The organism is Sphingopyxis sp. EU05-FHT14B03, from assembly GCF_058790875.1.
Window position 1 is genome coordinate 158,186 of sequence record NZ_JBYTDC010000005.1, and the last position, 15,684, is coordinate 173,869.

A 15,684-nucleotide genomic window follows, 5' to 3' on the forward strand; every position below is an offset into this window, starting at 1 on the left:
TACCTATTTCAACCGTTCGATACCGATGCGCATGCGATGACCGCTTTCGGGCGTTGGTTGCCGCGGAAGGAATAATGCTCTCTCCCCTTCAGGGGAGAGATACGCAGGCTTGCCGGTTTACCGGCTAGCCGGAGTTGAGAGGGGCGTGACGATGTCCCCCTCTCCCAACCCTCTCCCCTAAAGGGGAGAAGGCTAAATGTCCGCTCCCCACCCCAAAGCCCACGCTCGTTTCACCGGTTCGCAACAAAAGATATGAGCACCCTTTTTATGGCAATTGCCCGCCCACATATTTCCCCAGCGTGCGCTGGAAATGGCGGATGCGGCTTTCCTGATAATGGCCGAGTTCGATCACCCCGTTGGGCGAGGACTTCATGCCCTCCTGCACATAGGGCAGGTTTTCCATATCCTGGTCGAACACCCCGGCGAGCGCGGCGCCGATCAGGTGGCTGGCGCTGGCGAAGGGCTGGTCGTCGGGGATCAGGTGCATCGGGGCCGATTTGGGGGCCTGCTCGCCCTTGGGCGTGCGCATCAGGATGCGGACTTCCATCAGGCTGTGGTCGGCGTCGCCCCAAGGCCGCCAGCGATAGACGATGTTCGGTACCAGCCCGCCCCATGGCGACCAGTTGGGGAAGACATTATAGGTGAAATTGTCGAGCATCTCGCTGTCGGTCGCGGCCGAATAATCATGCCCGTTCATCGCGCCAAAAGCATCGCGGTTCGCCTGCGCCAGAACCTTGCGCGCGAGCATCGGATCGTCGGCGTCGAAGCCCTTGAGGTCGGTCGGATCGCCCGTTGCGCGCCGCGCGCGGCTGTCGCCGCCGCCGATGAAGTCCTCGAGCGACTTCAGGACATAGAATTGGTCCTTGCCCTTGATGTGCGGCGACATCGCGCCCGCCGGGGTGATCGCGCGGTTGAGGAAGTCGCCATAGAGGTCGTAGCGGGTGTTCGCGTCGGCGGTGAAACCGAGGATCTGCGGATGGGTGACGATGCTGTGCCACGCCTCCATGAACGCCTCGGCGACCGCTTTCCAATTGGCCGGGATGACGCGGCCGACCCAGGCGGCGGTGTGGCATTCGTCGAGCCGCCAATTGTCATAATGCTCGACCCCGGGGCCGATCCATTCGCGGAAAGGCGGCAGGTCGTGGTTCTCGGTGACGAGCAGGAAGCCCTGCCAGCTTTCGACCTTCAGCTCGGGCAGGCTCATGTCCTTGTCGTCGAGATGCTTGAAGTCCCATGCGCAGGGCGCTTCCTTGAAGCGACCGTCGTGGTGCCAGGAAAAGCCGTGGAAGGGGCAGCGCAGATTCACCGCGGGGCCGCTCTCGGTGCGCAGCTTGCGGCCGCGGTGGAGGCAGACATTGTAGAAGGCTTTGACGGAGCCGTCCTTCTGGCGGACGAGCAATATGCTCTTTTCGTTGATGTCATAGACGACGGTGTCGCCGGGGTTCGGCATATCCTCTTCGCGCGCCGCGAACTGCCAGATGTTCGGCCACATCTTTTCGCGCTCGAGTTTCGCCCAATCGTCGCTGACATAACGCTCGATCGCGATCGGGTCGTCGCCGAGCTCCTGGTTCGATTCGGCGAACAGATAGTCGGGGACGCGCCGCGTATCGGCCCTGAGCATGTCGGTGTAGCTGGTGCCGGGGCAGCGGTCGTCGCGGTCGCGGTCGCCGTCGAAGTCCGGGGCCTGGGGAGGGGAGAGGTCGTTCATCGATAACTCCGAAAGGTCAGGCAAGCTGGTCGAGCGGCATCTTGCACGCGGCGGCGATCGAGCGGTGGACGCCGTGGAGCGCGGGTTCGTTCGCGCCGAGGACGACGCGAAAGTCGGCGGGCGCGGTCATCAGATTGGCATAGCCATTGCTGGCGACCCGATAATCCTCGGTCTGCACGACGGTCGCGGTCATGTCATAGGCCATTTCGCACATGGTGCGATGCTCCTCACTTTCGACGCCGAACGGGGCATAGACCGCGAACTGGCAGAACATCTTGCCGGGGCCATCGGGGAACAGTCTGAAAACCTGCGTGAAATAAACGCCGGGGGTGACCGCGCCGAAGAAGATCACGGTGTTCGGGAACAGGAAATGGACCCCGCCATATTCGGTGTCGGGCCACTCGCTTTCGTCCTTGCCGACGAGCGCGCCGATCGACAGGTCGGGGAAGCTGACGCGGTGGTGACGGCCGATCGGTTCATAGACGTTGCGGTCGCTGTAATGCGTGCCGCCGATCGTCGAGGCGTGGAGCATCTTGAAATGATAGCTCTCGCCATAGGTGTCGAGTGCGAACTTCCAGTTGGAATCGGCGGTGAGGATACCCTTTCTGACCGGTTCGGCGCGGTGCAGTTCGAGCTGCGCGAGCACCGGGCCGAAGTCACCCAGATGCGCCTCGGCATCGATCGGCGCGCCGTCGGGATTGGCGCGCACGAAGATGAGGCCGAGATGCTCGGTGCAGGGCAGTTCGATGAGGTTGCGGGCGCCGATCTCGCAATCGGCGAAACCCTCCTTGCCCGGCTGGCCGACGAGGGTGCCGGCGGGATCGAAGGTCCAGGCGTGGAAGGGGCAGACGAGGCGCGGGCGCGGGCCGCTCCACGGTTCGGTCTCCTCGACCAGCTTGGCGCCGCGGTGGGTGCACATGTTGAGGAAGGCGCGCGCGACGCCGTCCTTGCCGCGCGCGACGAGGATCGACGGGCCGACCGAGTCGAAGACCAAAGTGTCGCCCGTCTTGGGAATGTCGCCCGACAGGCCGACGACGATCGGTTCGTTGCGGAAAATATGCCGCATTTCCGCGGCGTTGCGGGCTTCGCCGGTATAGATGCTCTTGTGCAGCGGCAGCGGCGCCTCGGCGCGATCGGTGCGGTTTTCGGCGACGATCGATACCAGCTTGCGCAGCCCGGTCCGCGCGTTGCGCTTGCGGACGGCGGGCCAATCCTTCTGGACGATATGGGGATCGGACTCGGCCATGGCTCTCCTCACATTTTGCCCAGTATGACTCCGGGTCTCGAACAGCTTATCGCACAAAGCCCGGCGCTTGTGCGCTATCGCTTTTGAGGGGGAGAGACCCGATGACCCGACCCGCCACGCTCGCATCGCTGGGCGAGATCATGCAGTTGGCTTTCGTGCCGGCGGATTTCGACGCGGCGCTGAAGCACTGGACCGAGGTGATGGGCGCCGGGCCGTTTTTCCTGCTGCCGAACGTCGGGCTTGCCGGCGGGCGCTATCGCGGCGAGCCGAGCGACCCGGTGTTCACCATGGCGCTGGGGTATTGGGGCGATATGCAGATCGAGCTGATCCGGCCCGAGAATGACGCGAAATCGCTCTATCGCGGGGAATATGCGGTGGGTGAGGGGCTGCATCATGTCTGCGTGCTGGTCGACTCGATCGCCGAGGCGCGGGCGCGGTGCGGCGAGGTCGGCGCGGAGATTATTTTCGAGGCGCCGGTCGGCGACAGCGGCGGGGTGATCTACGCCGATCCGGGGACCGGGCCGGGAACGCTGGTCGAACTGCTCGAACCGCAGGCGGGGACGCGTGAACTGTTCGCGATGATGCGCGATGCGGCGAAGGATTGGGACGGGAGCGCGCCGCTAAGGTCGCTGGGATAGAGCGCGAGCTTTTCGCCAAAAGCTTCGTCATTGCGAGCGAAGCGAAGCAATCCTGGGCGGTTTACGCAGGCTCTGGATTGCCGCGTCGCTTCGCTCCTCGCAATGACGAAGCATATTGACGCCGTCACCAGCTAGCTATTCGCCCCCAGATACCCCAGCTGCCCGGCCTTGAAGATCGTCTGCGCGCGGTTGACCGAGTTGAGTTTTTCACCGGCGCGGTGGACGTGATAGCGCACCGTCGCGTGGCTCAGCGAGATGATCATGCCGATCTCGCGGTCGGTCTTGCCGATCGCCGCCCAGCGCAGGCATTCGACCTCGCGCTTTGACAATTCGCAGTCCGAGGGGATGCGCCGCTTGGTCCGCATCGCCGAGGCATAGCCGGCGATGAAGCGCCGCGTCGCCAACGCCAGCGTGTCGCCGATGTCCGTGAACAGGTCGGACAGATCGTCGATGTCGGGATCGGTCGGATGAAAGCTGTTGGCGGAAATCTGGCCGAACGGCAGATGCACCGGAATAACGATCGCCGCCTTGTAGCGCGGGTTCGCGGCGAAATAGCGCGCCGGGTTGATTTCATCGAGATAGGGGTTGGGCTGCGCGGTGCGGAACCCGTCGCTGTTGCACCAGAAGGGCTCGCTTTCGTAGCGGCACGAGCGCGGCAGCGGCGAATGCAGCGCTAGCCGATGATCTTCCCACCAGCGTTCGCCGTCGCCGAGCCAGCCGAACAGGTCGGCGGCGAGCACCGCGCCATCGGCGTCGACCATCGTTTCCTTCGACGCGATATCGTCGCACAGCGCGGCGCGCAGGCCAAAGGCCGCGGCATAGTCGCGCAGCAGCACCGCGGCATCGTGGATATCCTCCACGTTGCGGATCGTGACCGCATCGACGAGCGTCCGGGCATCCATTGGGGGCGCGAACCCGTCGAGCGGCAGTTTTTCTGCCTGTTCTCCCATGATCGGGACTATCTCATATGGGCCGGTAAGTCGCAATGCATGTGTCATAAGCGGAGCACCGTCTTTGCTATGATGTTTTTCTGAACTTCGCTCGAACCGCCGAATACGGTCCAGGCACGGCTGTTGAGATAGCGCGCGGCGGCGACCTGCGCGTCGGCGTCGCCGATCGGGGGCGGGGCTTCATTGCCGTAGAGCGGGCGGACGGTTGGCAGTTGCAGCCCGTCATAACCATGGAGATCCATCGCGAGCCCGTCGATCCGCTGGTGGAGTTCGGACGAGATCAGCTTGACGAGCGAGGTCTGGGGGCCGGCGGGGCGGCCCTTGGCGATGTCGGCAAGGATGCGCAGTTCGGTGGTTTCGAGCGCTTCGGCCTCGAGCCGCAGCCGCGCGATTTGCATCGCGACCTGGATGTCGCCGCCGAGCGAACCATTGTGCCCGCTGGGCGCTATCCCTGCGAGCTGTTCGAGATGGTCGATCGCGCGGATCAGGCGCGGGGCGTGGAACGATCCGCCGCGCTCATTCTCGAGCAGGAATTTGGCGATCGTCCAGCCCTGGCCTTCTTCGCCGATGCGGTTGGCGACCGACGTGCGCGCGGCGTCGAGGAAGACCTGGTTGACCTCATGATCGCCCGCCATGGTGATGATCGGGGTGACGGTGACGCCGGGCTGGTCCATCGGCACGAGCAGGAAGCTGATCCCCGCCTGTTTCCTGACCTCGCCGTCGGTGCGGACGAGGCAGAAGATCCAGTTCGCGTGATGCGCGTGGGTCGTCCAGATTTTCGACCCGTCGACGATATAATCGTCGCCGTCGCGCCGCGCGCGGGTGCGCAGCGAGGCGAGGTCGGAGCCGCTTTGCGGTTCCGAATAGCCCTGGCACCAATAATCGGTGCCGGCGCGGATCGCGGGCAGGAAACGGTCCTTCTGCTCCTGCGTGCCGAAGGCGCAGATGACCGGACCGACGAGCCGCAGCCCGAGCACCGACAGCGCGGGTGCGCCGGCGATCGCGCATTCCTTTTCGAAGATATAGCGCTGCATCGGGGTCCAGCCGGTGCCGCCGCAATCCTCGGGCCAGTGATAGGCGACCCAGCCCTTGTCATTGAGGATGCGGTGCCAGACGAGCCCGATATCGGGTTCGACAAATACCCCGGGGGTGCGCTTGGCGCCGTCGCGGACATAGTCGGGCAGCGAGGTGCGCAGGAAATCGCGCACCTCCTCGCGAAATTCGAGTTCGTCTTGGGTGAGGTCTAAGTCCATGATTTCACTAGCGTTCGAGGATCGCCACCGCCGACAGGCCGGGCGCTCCATAGACATGGGAATAACCGACCCTGGGGTCGTTCGGCACCTGCCGGCCGCCGCCGCGACCGCGCAGTTGCACTGTATTTTCGTATACCTGCCGCAGCCCCGACGCACCGATCGGTTCGCCGCAGGCGAGGCAACCGCCGTCGGTGTTGATCGGCAGCTTGCCGCCGATCTCGCTCCAGCCCTCGGCGAACCATTGTTCCTGGTCGCCGTCGGCGCAGAAGCCGTTTTCGGCCATGTGCATGATCTCGGCGCCCGATTCGGTGTCCTGCAATTGCGCGACCGAGACGTCGCCGGGACCGATGCCCGCCATTTCGAAGGCGGCGCGGCTGGCGATCTGGGTCGGCTTGCCGCCGCCATCGACGCTGACCGACGGCGCGAACACCTCGAACGATCCCTCGGGGCGGGTGCGGAAGGCGACGCTGGCGATGCGCACCGCGTCGGACCCCAGTTCGCGCACCTTCTTCGCGCTCGCCAGCACCAGCGCGACCGCGCCTTCGGCGGGCGAGCAGAACATATATTTGGTCAGCGGGTCGTTGACCATCGGCGCGTTCAATATCGTGTCGAGGTCGACCGGCGAGCGCCGCCAGGCATGGTCGCACAGCGTGCCGTTGCGGAACGCCTTTTCGGCGACGAGGCCGAGGGTGCGGCGGCTGATCCCGTGGAGCGCCATGTAGCGCTGAATCTTGAGCGCGAAGAACTGTGTCGTCAGCATCATGCCGGTTTCGCCATACCATTCGGGCAGGCCATATTCGGCGGGCTTGGCGTTGAAGGCACCGCGCGGATGCTTGTCGAAGCCGACCGCGAGCGCGATATCGCACGCCCCCGCCGCGATGGCGTTGCGCGCCGAGGTCAGCGCGCTGCCGCCGGTCGCGCAGCCGTTGGCGACGTTGATGAAGGGGACGCTGGTCAGGCCCAGTTCGTTGACCATGATATCGGCCGACCCCGCCGCCGCCGAGCCGCCATAGGCGAATTCGACGTCGTTCCACGCGACGCCGGCGTCGCCGAGCGCCTGCCCTACGGCATAGACGCCCTGGTCGCGGCCCGAGCGGCCGTCGGTGCGGCCGAAGGGGTGGATGCCCGCGCCGATGATATAAACGTCGTCGTTCATGCGGTGCTCCGGGGCCTGAAGGCATAGGTCGAACGGTTGTCGTCGAAGGCGACGACGGCGAATTCCATCGCCATGCCGATGCGCATGTCGGCGGGCGTCGCATCGACGATCCGCGTTTCGACGATCACTTCGCCGGGTAGCTCGACATAGCCGATGAGAAAGGGCTGGAAGGGCTGGGGGCCGCTATAAGGGGCCTTGGGTTCGAAGCCCTGCGTGGTCCACGACCACAGCGTGCCGTGGCGCGACAGCGCGACCGGTTCGACCAGCGCGGCGGCGTCGCCGTCGGGAACCGGAAAGATGATTTCGCCGTTCGCACGGCGCCCGCCGATCAGCTGCGGTTCGGCCTCGTCGGTCCACAGACCGGGGGCGATGGGGGGCAATGCGGTCATGCCGCCCTCGCATAGCTGCGCAGGCAATAGGCCTGATCGCCCAATAATTTGTCGAGCAGCATGACGCGTTTCAGCGCATGGCCGATCGCGAGTTCGTCGGTCTGGCCCATGCCGCCGTGCATCTGCACCGCTTCGAGCCCGATCTGCGTCGCCGCTTCGCCGACAAAGGCCTTCGCGCCCGCGGCGATGCGCGGCCAGCTCGCATCGTCGGTCGTCGGGTCGAGCATCGCGGTGCGCAGCACCATCGAACGCGCCTGTTCGAGCGCGGCATAGCATTCGACGAGTCGGTGCTGGAGCGCCTGGAAGCTGCCGATCGCGGCGCCGAACTGCTGGCGCTCGCCGACATAGGCGAGCGTGTCGTCGAACATCGTCTGCGCGAGGCCGAGCATTTCGGCGGCGGCGAGCAGGCGGACGTCGCCGATGACGCGATCAAAGGCGGCGCGCGGCAGGTCAAAGATTTCGGCCGGGGTGCGGTGCAGATCGACGGTCGCCGCGTTCGATCCGTCGATGACCGGATAATCCTGCTGCACGATTCCGGCAGCGCCGCTCGCAATCTTCGCGAGCTTCCCGCCGGCGAGCGTCACGAGCAGCGTATCGGCCATCGGCGCACCGAGGACGAAGGTCTTGGCGCCGGCGACATGGTCGCCGTCCGACTTCGTCCCGACGGCCTCGGTCTCATAGCGGCGGCCGGGTTCGGCAAAGGCGACAGCGGCGAAGCGCTCGCCCGCGAGCAGGTCGCCGACTAGCGCCGTTTCACCCACAGCAGCGGCAAGACGGATCGGCAGCACGCCATTTTCGAGCCAGGGATCGATCGCAAGGCCCTTGCCCAGCGCTTCGCCGACCAACGCGAGGTCGACCATCGTCCCGCCCATGCCGCCCATCGCTTCAGGCGCGGCGAAGGCAAGCAGGCCGAGGTCCGCGAGTTGCCGCCAGCGATCGCGCGAATAGCCGCTGGCCTGCCCACGCATCGCATGGCGTGCCGCGACGTCGACCGGGCCGAGGAAGCGGCCGATCGACTCGCGAGCCATCTGCTGGCCTTCGTCGAGATCGAAGTTCATGCCCGGCGTCCGAAGCGGATCGGCAGCGTGGTGAGTCCGCGCAGCAGCATGTTTGGCGGCCAGCTCGGCTGGTGGCCGTCGGCGACGCGGAAGTCGGTCAGGCGTTTGAGCAATTCGGCGTAGGCGACCGCCATCTCCTTGCGGCTCAGCATATTGCCGACGCACATATGAATGCCCTTGCCGAAGGCGAGGTGGCTGCGTGCATTACTCCGTTCGATGTCGAAACGGTCGGGATCGGGATATTTGGCGGGATCGCGGTTCGCGGCGGCATAGCGCAACTGGACCATCGCGCCCTTGGGGATTTTCACGCCGCCGAGTTCGGCATCCTTCAATACCATGCGCCACATGCCCGCGGTCGGGCTTTCGGTGCGCAGCACTTCTTCGACGAGGTTGAGGATCGCGCGCTCATTGCCTGCGTCGACCGCCGCGACCGCCTTCGCCATCTGGTCGGGGTTTTCGATCAGCTGGAGCAGGCCGCCGGCGAGCGCCGAGGTCGTGGTCTCGTTCCCCGCGACCATCAGTTGCTGCATGATCGACAATATTTCCGCGTCTTCGAGCGGGCGTTCGCCATCGACCTCTGCGTAAACGAGGTCCGAGAGCAGGTCATCGGTGCGGTTGGCGCGGCGCTCGTCGATCTTGGCTTTGACGAAATGCTGAAATTCGACGACTTCGCGTGCACATTCGAGTTCGCGATCCTTGGGGATCATCCGCCCGAGGCGGTCGACGAAGGCGTCGGACCAGCGCTTCACCTTGTCGAGATCGTCGTTCGTCATGCCGATCTGGCTGGCGATCATCGCGACGGGCAGGGGGATGCCGAAATCGCGCACGAAATCGGCTTCGCCTTTTGCCGCCATCTTGTCGATCAGGTCGATCACGACGCCGCGCATATTCTCCTCGATCGCGGCGACGCGCTTCATCGAGAAGGCAAGGTTGACGAGCTTGCGAAAGCGCGTGTGGGTCGGCGGGTCGGCGGTGAGCAACGTATCGACCTGCGGCCAGCCCTCGGCAAGGATCGCCGCGACATCGCCATCCTCGGCCATCGCGCCCGACAAGGTACCCTGAAAATTGTTCGAGAAGGTTTCGACGTCGCCGGTCGCCTGCGAACAGAGATCGTAGGAGAGGACGAGGAACATGCCCTCCGACAGCTGGACGACCGGGCTCTTGGGCATCCACGCGCGATAATAGTCGAACGGGTCCGCAATCACCTGTGGTTCGAAAAAACTGCCTGCGGCGATGTCGTTCACGCGCCTCTTCCCTCAATCTTGTTCTTATACGCCCGACTATATGCAGCCGCTCCCCGGGCGCGATGCACAATTTCGTTAGGCGACTGCCAAATCGGGGGCGACATAGGCGAGGGCATTGGCGAGCAGGCGGCGGAAGTTCGGGTCGGCATAAGCGGCGGGTCCGTCGCCGGGCTGCAGGTAGACGAGGCGGCCGGCGCCGACGGGTTTTTCCCAGGCGATGAGGTCGGTTTCGGGGCGATGGTCCCAGCCCGTATTGCTGAACATCTGCCCCGCGACGGCCTGCGCCGCCGAATAGAAATTGTCGCGAACGAAGGCGTGGTCGGCGCGGAGCAGCGGTTTGGCCGCGCCCCAGACCGGGGCCAGATACAGCTCGTCGCAGAGCGGAAAGCGGGACGGCAGTCCGGCGGTCACGGGATGTTCGGGGTCGAGGACGATGGCGTCGTATTGGACCTCGTGGCGATAGCCCGAGTCGAGATGCGCAGCGCCGTTCGCTTCGCCGGGAGCATAGAGAAAACGCCCGCCGACCATCTCGGCCCACTCGGGCCACTCGGCCCAGCCCGCGATCGCATGGTGCATCGCGACCGCACCGCCGCCGCGCGCGAAATGGTCGGCGATGGCGCGGCGATAGGTGAAGGAGGGCGGCCGCGTCGCCGCCTTGCCGTCCTCGAAGCGATAGCCGGGCATGTCGTAGAAGAGGATCGCATCGGCGTCCTGCGCCGCGCCTTCGGCGATGGCCGTCTCTGCCTCGGGGTGGATCAGATGCGTGGCCGTCCAGCCGTCGAAGCTCGCGAGAAGCCCGGCGAAGGGTTCGGCCTCATAGGGATGCCCGCCCGAGAGGACGAGAAGTTGCCGTGGCCCCGTCATGCGATTTTTAGGATCATCTTGCCCTGATTGCTCCCCGCAAAGAGCCGCATGAAGGCGTCGAAGCTGTTCTCGATCCCTTCGTCGATATGTTCGTCGGCGACGAGTTTGCCCTGCTGCAGCCAGGCCGCCATCTCGGCGCCGCCTTCGGCAAAGCGCGGGATATAATCGGCGACGAGTAGCCCGCGGATCGAGGCGCGGTGGACGATGAGTTGCCAGATGTTGCGCGCGCCGATCTTTTCGACGCTGTTATACTCGCTGATCAGGCCGCAGAGGCCGATGCGCGCGCCGTGGCGCAGATTGTTGAGGCCGGCGTCGAGGATGTCGCCGCCGACATTTTCGAAGATGATGTCGACGCCGTCGGGCGCCTCGGCGCGGATCGCGGCGGTGAGCGCCTGAAGGTCTTTCCCGCGATAGTCGATCGCGGCGTCGAAGCCGTAGCGGCCCGTCAGCTTCGCGCATTTTTCGGGACCGCCGGCGATGCCGATGACCTTGCTCGCGCCCTTGATTTTCGCGATTTGTCCGACGAGCGAGCCGACCGCGCCCGCTGCGCCGGTGACGAGTACGACGTCGCCGGGCTTGGGCTCGCAGACGTCGATATAGCCAAAATAGGCGGTCATCCCGACCGCGCCGAGGATCGAGAGATAGTTGGTCACCGACGGCACCAGCGTCGCGTCTATCGGCTGGGTGAAGCCGCCGACGGTGCCGACCGAATAATCCTCGATGCCGTTGAGGCCGAGCACCCACTGGCCGGGTTCGAACCCTTCGGCCTTGCTCGCCTCGACCACGCCGACGGTCGAGGCGCGGACCGGGTCGCCGAGCGGGATCGGCGGCATATAGCTTGGCGCATCGTCCATCCAGCCGCGGATTGCGGGGTCGAGCGAGGCATAATGGTTGCGGATCAGGAACTGGCCGTCGGCGAGCTCGGGCGTCGGTGCGGTGACCAGCGAAAAATCGTCGGCGACCGGTTCGCCGTTGGGACGGCGGGTCAGCAGGAAACGGCGGTTGTCGGGCATGGGTAGTCCTCAGGCAGGGGTGATGGCGACCGGGATCGCGCTTTGCAGCGACTGGCCGGTGATCGGGTCGTAACGGACGGTTTCGCTGACGAGGCGGTTGGTCGAGTTGCCGCGGGTCCGCACCTCGTCGGCGCCGACGTCGGGACCGCCGAACGCATGCGCCATCGACACGACGCCGGGGCGCATGCCCGTGGCGGCGCGCGCCTCGGCGACGACCTCGCCCGCTGCCGAGCGGATGCGGACGATATCGCCCTCGCTGCACGGGATGCGCGCCATGTCGTCGGGGTGGAGGAAGGCGGGGTTGGTGGTGCGCTTGGCGGTGAGCGCGGGCAGGTTCTGACCGGTCGAATTGAAGCGGTGGCGGCTGCGCCGCGACACCATGCGGTAGGGGAAATCGGGAGTCGGCTGGCCGGCGGTCGCATAAGCGATCAGCTGGTCGGGCATCGCCCCGGCGGTAAGGTCGAACCGGCCGGGGGCATCGGGATCGCCGGCTTCGACGATCGGATGGAGGTCGCGATAGATCACCGCCTGGCCATCCACGGTGTCGGCGCGGACCTGGCCCGGCGCGACGACGCAGCCGGCGGTCATCAGGTCGAGGAACGTCTGTTTGCTGGGCTTCTCGTCCATCGGACAGGGACCGCCCGCGAGCGGGATCGGGCTGCCAATGCGGTGCGCGAGGCCCCAGAGCATTTCCCACTCCTCGATCAGGTCGCCGGGCGCGTCGATCATCGCCTCGGTATAGCGGGCGTAGGGGATTTCGTACCACCATTCGGAAAGGTTGCTGATGTCCTCGCGTTCGAGGCACATGGTCGGGGCGAGGATATAGTCGGAGCGTTTCGCGGTCGCGCTCTCGGCGTTGACGTCGATGCTGACGAGCAGGTCGAGACCGCCGAGCGCGCGGGTCATCTTGTCCTGATCGGGGAAGGCGACGACGGGATTGCCACCGATCACGATCAGCGCGCGGATCTGGCCTTCGCCGGGGGTGAGCATCTCGTCGGCGAGGACGTTGCACGGCATTTCCATGCCGAGATGGGTGAGGCCGCGGATACGTGAGGCGGGGAAGCCCTCGCCATAGAGCGCCATCGGCGGCGACACTTGCGCGCGGCGCGGGCTGACCGCGGTGAAGACCCGCGGGATCGAGCTTTTCTCGCCCTCGCGGCAGAAGCGCCCGCAGAGGATGTTGAGCGACGAGACGAGATATTGGGTGAGGGTGCCCTGGCCCGCCATTTCGGGGCCGGTGCCGGTCGAGACCACACCCTTGGTTCCGGTCGCGAACATGCGCGCGGCGGCGACGAGCTGCGCCTCATCGACCCCGGCGCGGCCGGCGGCGACGGCGGGGGTGAAATCGGCGACGGCGCGCTTGAGGTCGTCGAGGCCATCGACATATTGCTGGACGAAGCCCTTGTCGTAGAGTCCTTCGGACAGGATGACATGGATGATCCCGGCGAGCATCGCGGGATCTTCGCCGGGGCGCACGGGCAGGTGGATATGCGCGAGCGCGGCGACATCGCTCTCGCGCGGGTCGGCGACGATCAGCTTGAGGCCCTTGTCGAGCGCATCGCGCAGGCGGCGCGAGGGCGAGAAGGGGGGCAGGCCGCCCGGCGGGCCGTAGTGCGAGACGATCGGGTTGTTGCCGATGAAAAAGGCGACGTCGGCCTCGGCAAAGGTGTGCATGCCGCCCATCCAGTTGCCGTAGCGCATCGTCGTATAGACCTTGGCGGGCTGATCGAGGGTCACCGAGGTGTAGATGTTGCGCGTGCCGAGCCCCTGCGCGAAGGCCATCGCGCTGCCGACCCCGGCGCTGTTTTGAAAGGCGTAAGTGCCGCCATAGACCGCGACCGCGTGCGGGCCATGTTCGGCGATGATCGCCGACAGCCTGGCGCCGATCTCGTCGAGCGCGGTCTCCATCGCGATGTCCTGAAACGCGCCATCGACGCGTTTACGGGACACCGTCAGCCGCTGCGGGCCGTGATGCGCCTCGGGCAATTGGCGGCCCTTGATGCAGGTGTACCCGCCGAACACCGGGTCGTCGGGGTCGCCCTGCACCTTGGTGACGCGGCCCTCGTCGATGGTGACGAGCATCGCGCAATTGGCGTGGCAGAAGCGGCAGAAACTGCGGCGGACCTCGGGCATCTTCTCTCTCCCTGATCGCACCCTACGCCCCCGGCGGCGTCAATCGACTGGCACTTTTGGCGGTGGCTGACGGCGGGACGCGGGCGCAATTTCCGGACAAAGAACAGGGAGAGTATCGATGCCGACATCGCGCCAATGGCTGCTCAACGGACATCCGCGCGGACGCGGGATCGAGGACGGCGATTTCGTGCTGGCCGAAAAGGAGGTCGGTGCGCCCGGCGACGGCGAATTGTTGCTCAAGACACTCTACCTCGGCTTCGACCCGGCGCAGAAGGGGTGGATGGAAAATATCGCCGACTATGTCGCGCCGATGGCGATCGGCGACGTCATGCGCGGAAGCGGGATCAGCGAAGTCGTCGAGAGCCGTCATCCGGGTTTCGCCGCCGGCGACCTGGTGATGGGCTCGACCGGCTGGACCGAATGGCATGTCTCGAACGGCGACGGGCTGGTGAAGATCGACACCGCACTGCCGCCGACCGCGATGCTCTCGGTGCTCGGCACCACGGGGGTCACCGCCTATTGCGGGCTGTTCAAGGTCGGGCGTCCGGTCGCGGGCGATACGGTGCTCGTCTCGGGCGCGGCGGGGGCGACGGGATCGGTGGTCGGCCAACTCGCGAAGATCGCCGGGTGCCGCGCGGTCGGCATCGCGGGGGGCGAGGACAAGTGTCGCTGGCTTGTCGAGGAAGCGGGCTATGACGCCGCGATCGATTACAAGGCGGGTAATGTTCGAAAGCAGATCAAGGAGCTTTGCCCCGGCGGCGTCAACGTGATCTTCGACAATGTCGGCGGCGCGATTTTGAACGACATGCTCGGCGAGATCGCGACGGGCGCGCGGGTCGCGGTGTGCGGCGGGATCAGCCGGTACGAGAGCGGATCGCTGCCCGCGGGGCCGCAGAATTACTTCAACCTGATCTTCCGCCGCGGATCGATGGCGGGGTTCATCGTGCTCGACTGGGCGGCCGAGTTTCCGGAGATCCGCAAGCGGCTCGAGGGCTTCGTGCTCGATGGCCGGCTGAATTACCGCGAGGATGTGCAGCACGGGTTCGAAAATGCGCCCGCGACGCTGAAACGCCTGTTCAGCGGCCAGAACCGCGGCAAGCAACTCTTGAAACTCTGAGGAGAACGACATGGGCAGGCTGGCAGGCAAACGCGCCGTCATCATCGGCGCCGCATCGACGGGCAATATGGCGCAGGTCACCGCGCGGCTGTTCGCGCGCGAAGGCGCGACGGTGATGGTCGCGGGGCGTAAGCGGGAACCCCTCGACGCGCTGGCGGCCGAGATCGGCGGTCACGCCGCGCTGTGTGACATCACCGACAAGGCGTCGGTCTTTGCGCTCGCCGATGCGGCGAAGGCGGCGATGGGCGGGATCGACATCGCGATGAACGCGAGCGGCTGGGGGCTGCTCAAGCCGCTGCTCGAGGTGACCGAGGAGGAACTGGACGCCATCGTCGCGCTGCAGTTCACCGGGGTGCATCATTTCCTCCAGGCCTTCGTCGGCGCGATGCTGGCCAACGATCCGACCGGCGGCTCGATCATCCAGATTTCGTCGGCGACGACGCGATCGCCGATCGGCAATCATGCGGCTTATATCGGGACCAAGACGGGGTCGGAGGCGCTGGTCCGCTGCGTCGCCAATGATTTCGGCGCCGCGGGCATCCGCGCGAATATCGTGTCGCCGGCATTTACCGAGTCGCCGATGACCGAGGGGGCGTTCGCGACCCCGGGGCTCGTCGATGCCTTTTTGCCGCGTTATCCGCTGGGGCGGCTCAACACGGCGCAGGATGTGGCGAATGCGTGCCTGTGGCTGGCGAGCGACGAGGCGTTCGTGACCGGCGAGAATTTGCAGCCCAATGGCGGGCTGGCTTTGCGGGGGAATCCGCAGGAGCATGATATTGCTGCGGCGGTGGGTGCGGCGATGGCGAAGTTGCAGGCGCAATAGTAAGCTTCGTCATTGCGAGCGCAGCGAAGCAATCCAGAGCGGTTTACGCAACTCTGGATTGCTTCGCTGCGCTCGCAATGACGACGATATGG

14 protein-coding genes are annotated in these 15,684 nt (G+C 65.8%); 3 read left to right on the plus strand and 11 right to left on the minus strand.

The window, feature by feature from the left end; translation table 11 throughout:
* Positions 1-265: 265 nt before the first annotated feature.
* A complete protein-coding gene (locus AC3WS4_RS23775) occupies positions 266-1,708 on the minus strand; it encodes an aromatic ring-hydroxylating oxygenase subunit alpha (protein ID WP_492740653.1) in 1,443 nt (480 codons plus the stop codon).
* 16 nt (positions 1,709-1,724) lie between these two features.
* Positions 1,725-2,954 carry an aromatic ring-hydroxylating oxygenase subunit alpha gene (locus AC3WS4_RS23780; RefSeq protein WP_492740652.1) on the minus strand — a complete coding sequence of 410 codons (1,230 nt, stop codon included), beginning with the start codon at positions 2,952-2,954 and terminating at the stop codon, positions 1,725-1,727.
* 101 nt (positions 2,955-3,055) lie between these two features.
* Here AC3WS4_RS23780 and AC3WS4_RS23785 point away from each other — a divergent pair, with 101 nt between their 5' ends.
* Entirely contained in the window at positions 3,056-3,592 is a 537-nt protein-coding gene (locus AC3WS4_RS23785) for a VOC family protein (protein ID WP_492740651.1), read from the plus strand.
* Between the two features lie 131 nt (positions 3,593-3,723).
* Here the strand turns inward: AC3WS4_RS23785 and AC3WS4_RS23790 are convergent, their stop codons facing one another.
* From AC3WS4_RS23790 to AC3WS4_RS23830, 9 genes are all read right to left on the minus strand, one after another.
* Positions 3,724-4,542, minus strand: coding sequence for a helix-turn-helix transcriptional regulator (locus AC3WS4_RS23790; protein WP_492740649.1), 819 nt, complete (start codon positions 4,540-4,542; stop codon positions 3,724-3,726).
* 44 nt (positions 4,543-4,586) lie between these two features.
* Positions 4,587-5,795 (minus strand): acyl-CoA dehydrogenase family protein, encoded by a 1,209-nt coding sequence (locus AC3WS4_RS23795; RefSeq protein ID WP_492740648.1) that lies wholly within the window; start codon positions 5,793-5,795, stop codon positions 4,587-4,589.
* 7 nt (positions 5,796-5,802) lie between these two features.
* Entirely contained in the window at positions 5,803-6,951 is a 1,149-nt protein-coding gene (locus tag AC3WS4_RS23800) for a thiolase family protein (RefSeq protein WP_492740647.1), read from the minus strand.
* Positions 6,948-7,340, minus strand: a complete 393-nt coding sequence (locus AC3WS4_RS23805) for a Zn-ribbon domain-containing OB-fold protein (RefSeq protein WP_492740646.1) — start codon at positions 7,338-7,340, stop codon at positions 6,948-6,950. The genes AC3WS4_RS23800 and AC3WS4_RS23805 overlap by 4 nt, the downstream gene beginning before the upstream one ends.
* Positions 7,337-8,398, minus strand: coding sequence for an acyl-CoA dehydrogenase family protein (locus tag AC3WS4_RS23810; RefSeq protein ID WP_492740645.1), 1,062 nt, complete (start codon positions 8,396-8,398; stop codon positions 7,337-7,339). The genes AC3WS4_RS23805 and AC3WS4_RS23810 overlap by 4 nt, the downstream gene beginning before the upstream one ends.
* On the minus strand, positions 8,395-9,642 hold the full coding sequence (locus AC3WS4_RS23815) for a cytochrome P450 (RefSeq protein WP_492740644.1): 1,248 nt from the start codon (positions 9,640-9,642) through the stop codon (positions 8,395-8,397). The genes AC3WS4_RS23810 and AC3WS4_RS23815 overlap by 4 nt, the downstream gene beginning before the upstream one ends.
* A 75-nt stretch (positions 9,643-9,717) precedes the next feature.
* The gene (locus tag AC3WS4_RS23820) at positions 9,718-10,506 is read right to left on the minus strand and encodes a ThuA domain-containing protein (protein ID WP_492740643.1); all 789 of its coding nucleotides are present in this window, start codon (positions 10,504-10,506) and stop codon (positions 9,718-9,720) included.
* Positions 10,503-11,519 (minus strand): NADP-dependent oxidoreductase, encoded by a 1,017-nt coding sequence (locus AC3WS4_RS23825; protein ID WP_492740642.1) that lies wholly within the window; start codon positions 11,517-11,519, stop codon positions 10,503-10,505. The genes AC3WS4_RS23820 and AC3WS4_RS23825 overlap by 4 nt, the downstream gene beginning before the upstream one ends.
* A 9-nt stretch (positions 11,520-11,528) precedes the next feature.
* Positions 11,529-13,652: a molybdopterin-containing oxidoreductase family protein gene (locus tag AC3WS4_RS23830; protein ID WP_492740641.1), complete on the minus strand. Its 2,124-nt coding sequence runs from the start codon at positions 13,650-13,652 to the stop codon at positions 11,529-11,531.
* A 118-nt stretch (positions 13,653-13,770) separates the two neighbouring features.
* Between AC3WS4_RS23830 and AC3WS4_RS23835 the strand changes: the two genes are divergently transcribed.
* Complete coding sequence (locus AC3WS4_RS23835; RefSeq protein ID WP_187140364.1) at positions 13,771-14,769, plus strand: NADP-dependent oxidoreductase; 999 nt, start codon at positions 13,771-13,773, stop codon at positions 14,767-14,769.
* Between the two features lie 10 nt (positions 14,770-14,779).
* Positions 14,780-15,592, plus strand: coding sequence for an SDR family NAD(P)-dependent oxidoreductase (locus AC3WS4_RS23840; RefSeq protein WP_492740640.1), 813 nt, complete (start codon positions 14,780-14,782; stop codon positions 15,590-15,592).
* Positions 15,593-15,684 lie beyond the last annotated feature (92 nt).

Bases quoted from the DNA above. Each gene is read 5' to 3' on its own strand.
- AC3WS4_RS23775 (WP_492740653.1), bottom strand. From the start codon at position 1,708: ATGAACGACCTCTCCCCTCCCCAGGCCCCGGACTTCGACGGCGACCGC.
- AC3WS4_RS23780 (WP_492740652.1), bottom strand. From the start codon at position 2,954: ATGGCCGAGTCCGATCCCCATATCGTCCAGAAGGATTGGCCCGCCGTC.
- AC3WS4_RS23785 (WP_492740651.1), top strand. From the start codon at position 3,056: ATGACCCGACCCGCCACGCTCGCATCGCTGGGCGAGATCATGCAGTTG.
- AC3WS4_RS23790 (WP_492740649.1), bottom strand. From the start codon at position 4,542: ATGGGAGAACAGGCAGAAAAACTGCCGCTCGACGGGTTCGCGCCCCCA.
- AC3WS4_RS23795 (WP_492740648.1), bottom strand. From the start codon at position 5,795: ATGGACTTAGACCTCACCCAAGACGAACTCGAATTTCGCGAGGAGGTG.
- AC3WS4_RS23800 (WP_492740647.1), bottom strand. From the start codon at position 6,951: ATGAACGACGACGTTTATATCATCGGCGCGGGCATCCACCCCTTCGGC.
- AC3WS4_RS23805 (WP_492740646.1), bottom strand. From the start codon at position 7,340: ATGACCGCATTGCCCCCCATCGCCCCCGGTCTGTGGACCGACGAGGCC.
- AC3WS4_RS23810 (WP_492740645.1), bottom strand. From the start codon at position 8,398: ATGAACTTCGATCTCGACGAAGGCCAGCAGATGGCTCGCGAGTCGATC.
- AC3WS4_RS23820 (WP_492740643.1), bottom strand. From the start codon at position 10,506: ATGACGGGGCCACGGCAACTTCTCGTCCTCTCGGGCGGGCATCCCTAT.
- AC3WS4_RS23825 (WP_492740642.1), bottom strand. From the start codon at position 11,519: ATGCCCGACAACCGCCGTTTCCTGCTGACCCGCCGTCCCAACGGCGAA.
- AC3WS4_RS23830 (WP_492740641.1), bottom strand. From the start codon at position 13,652: ATGCCCGAGGTCCGCCGCAGTTTCTGCCGCTTCTGCCACGCCAATTGC.
- AC3WS4_RS23835 (WP_187140364.1), top strand. From the start codon at position 13,771: ATGCCGACATCGCGCCAATGGCTGCTCAACGGACATCCGCGCGGACGC.
- AC3WS4_RS23840 (WP_492740640.1), top strand. From the start codon at position 14,780: ATGGGCAGGCTGGCAGGCAAACGCGCCGTCATCATCGGCGCCGCATCG.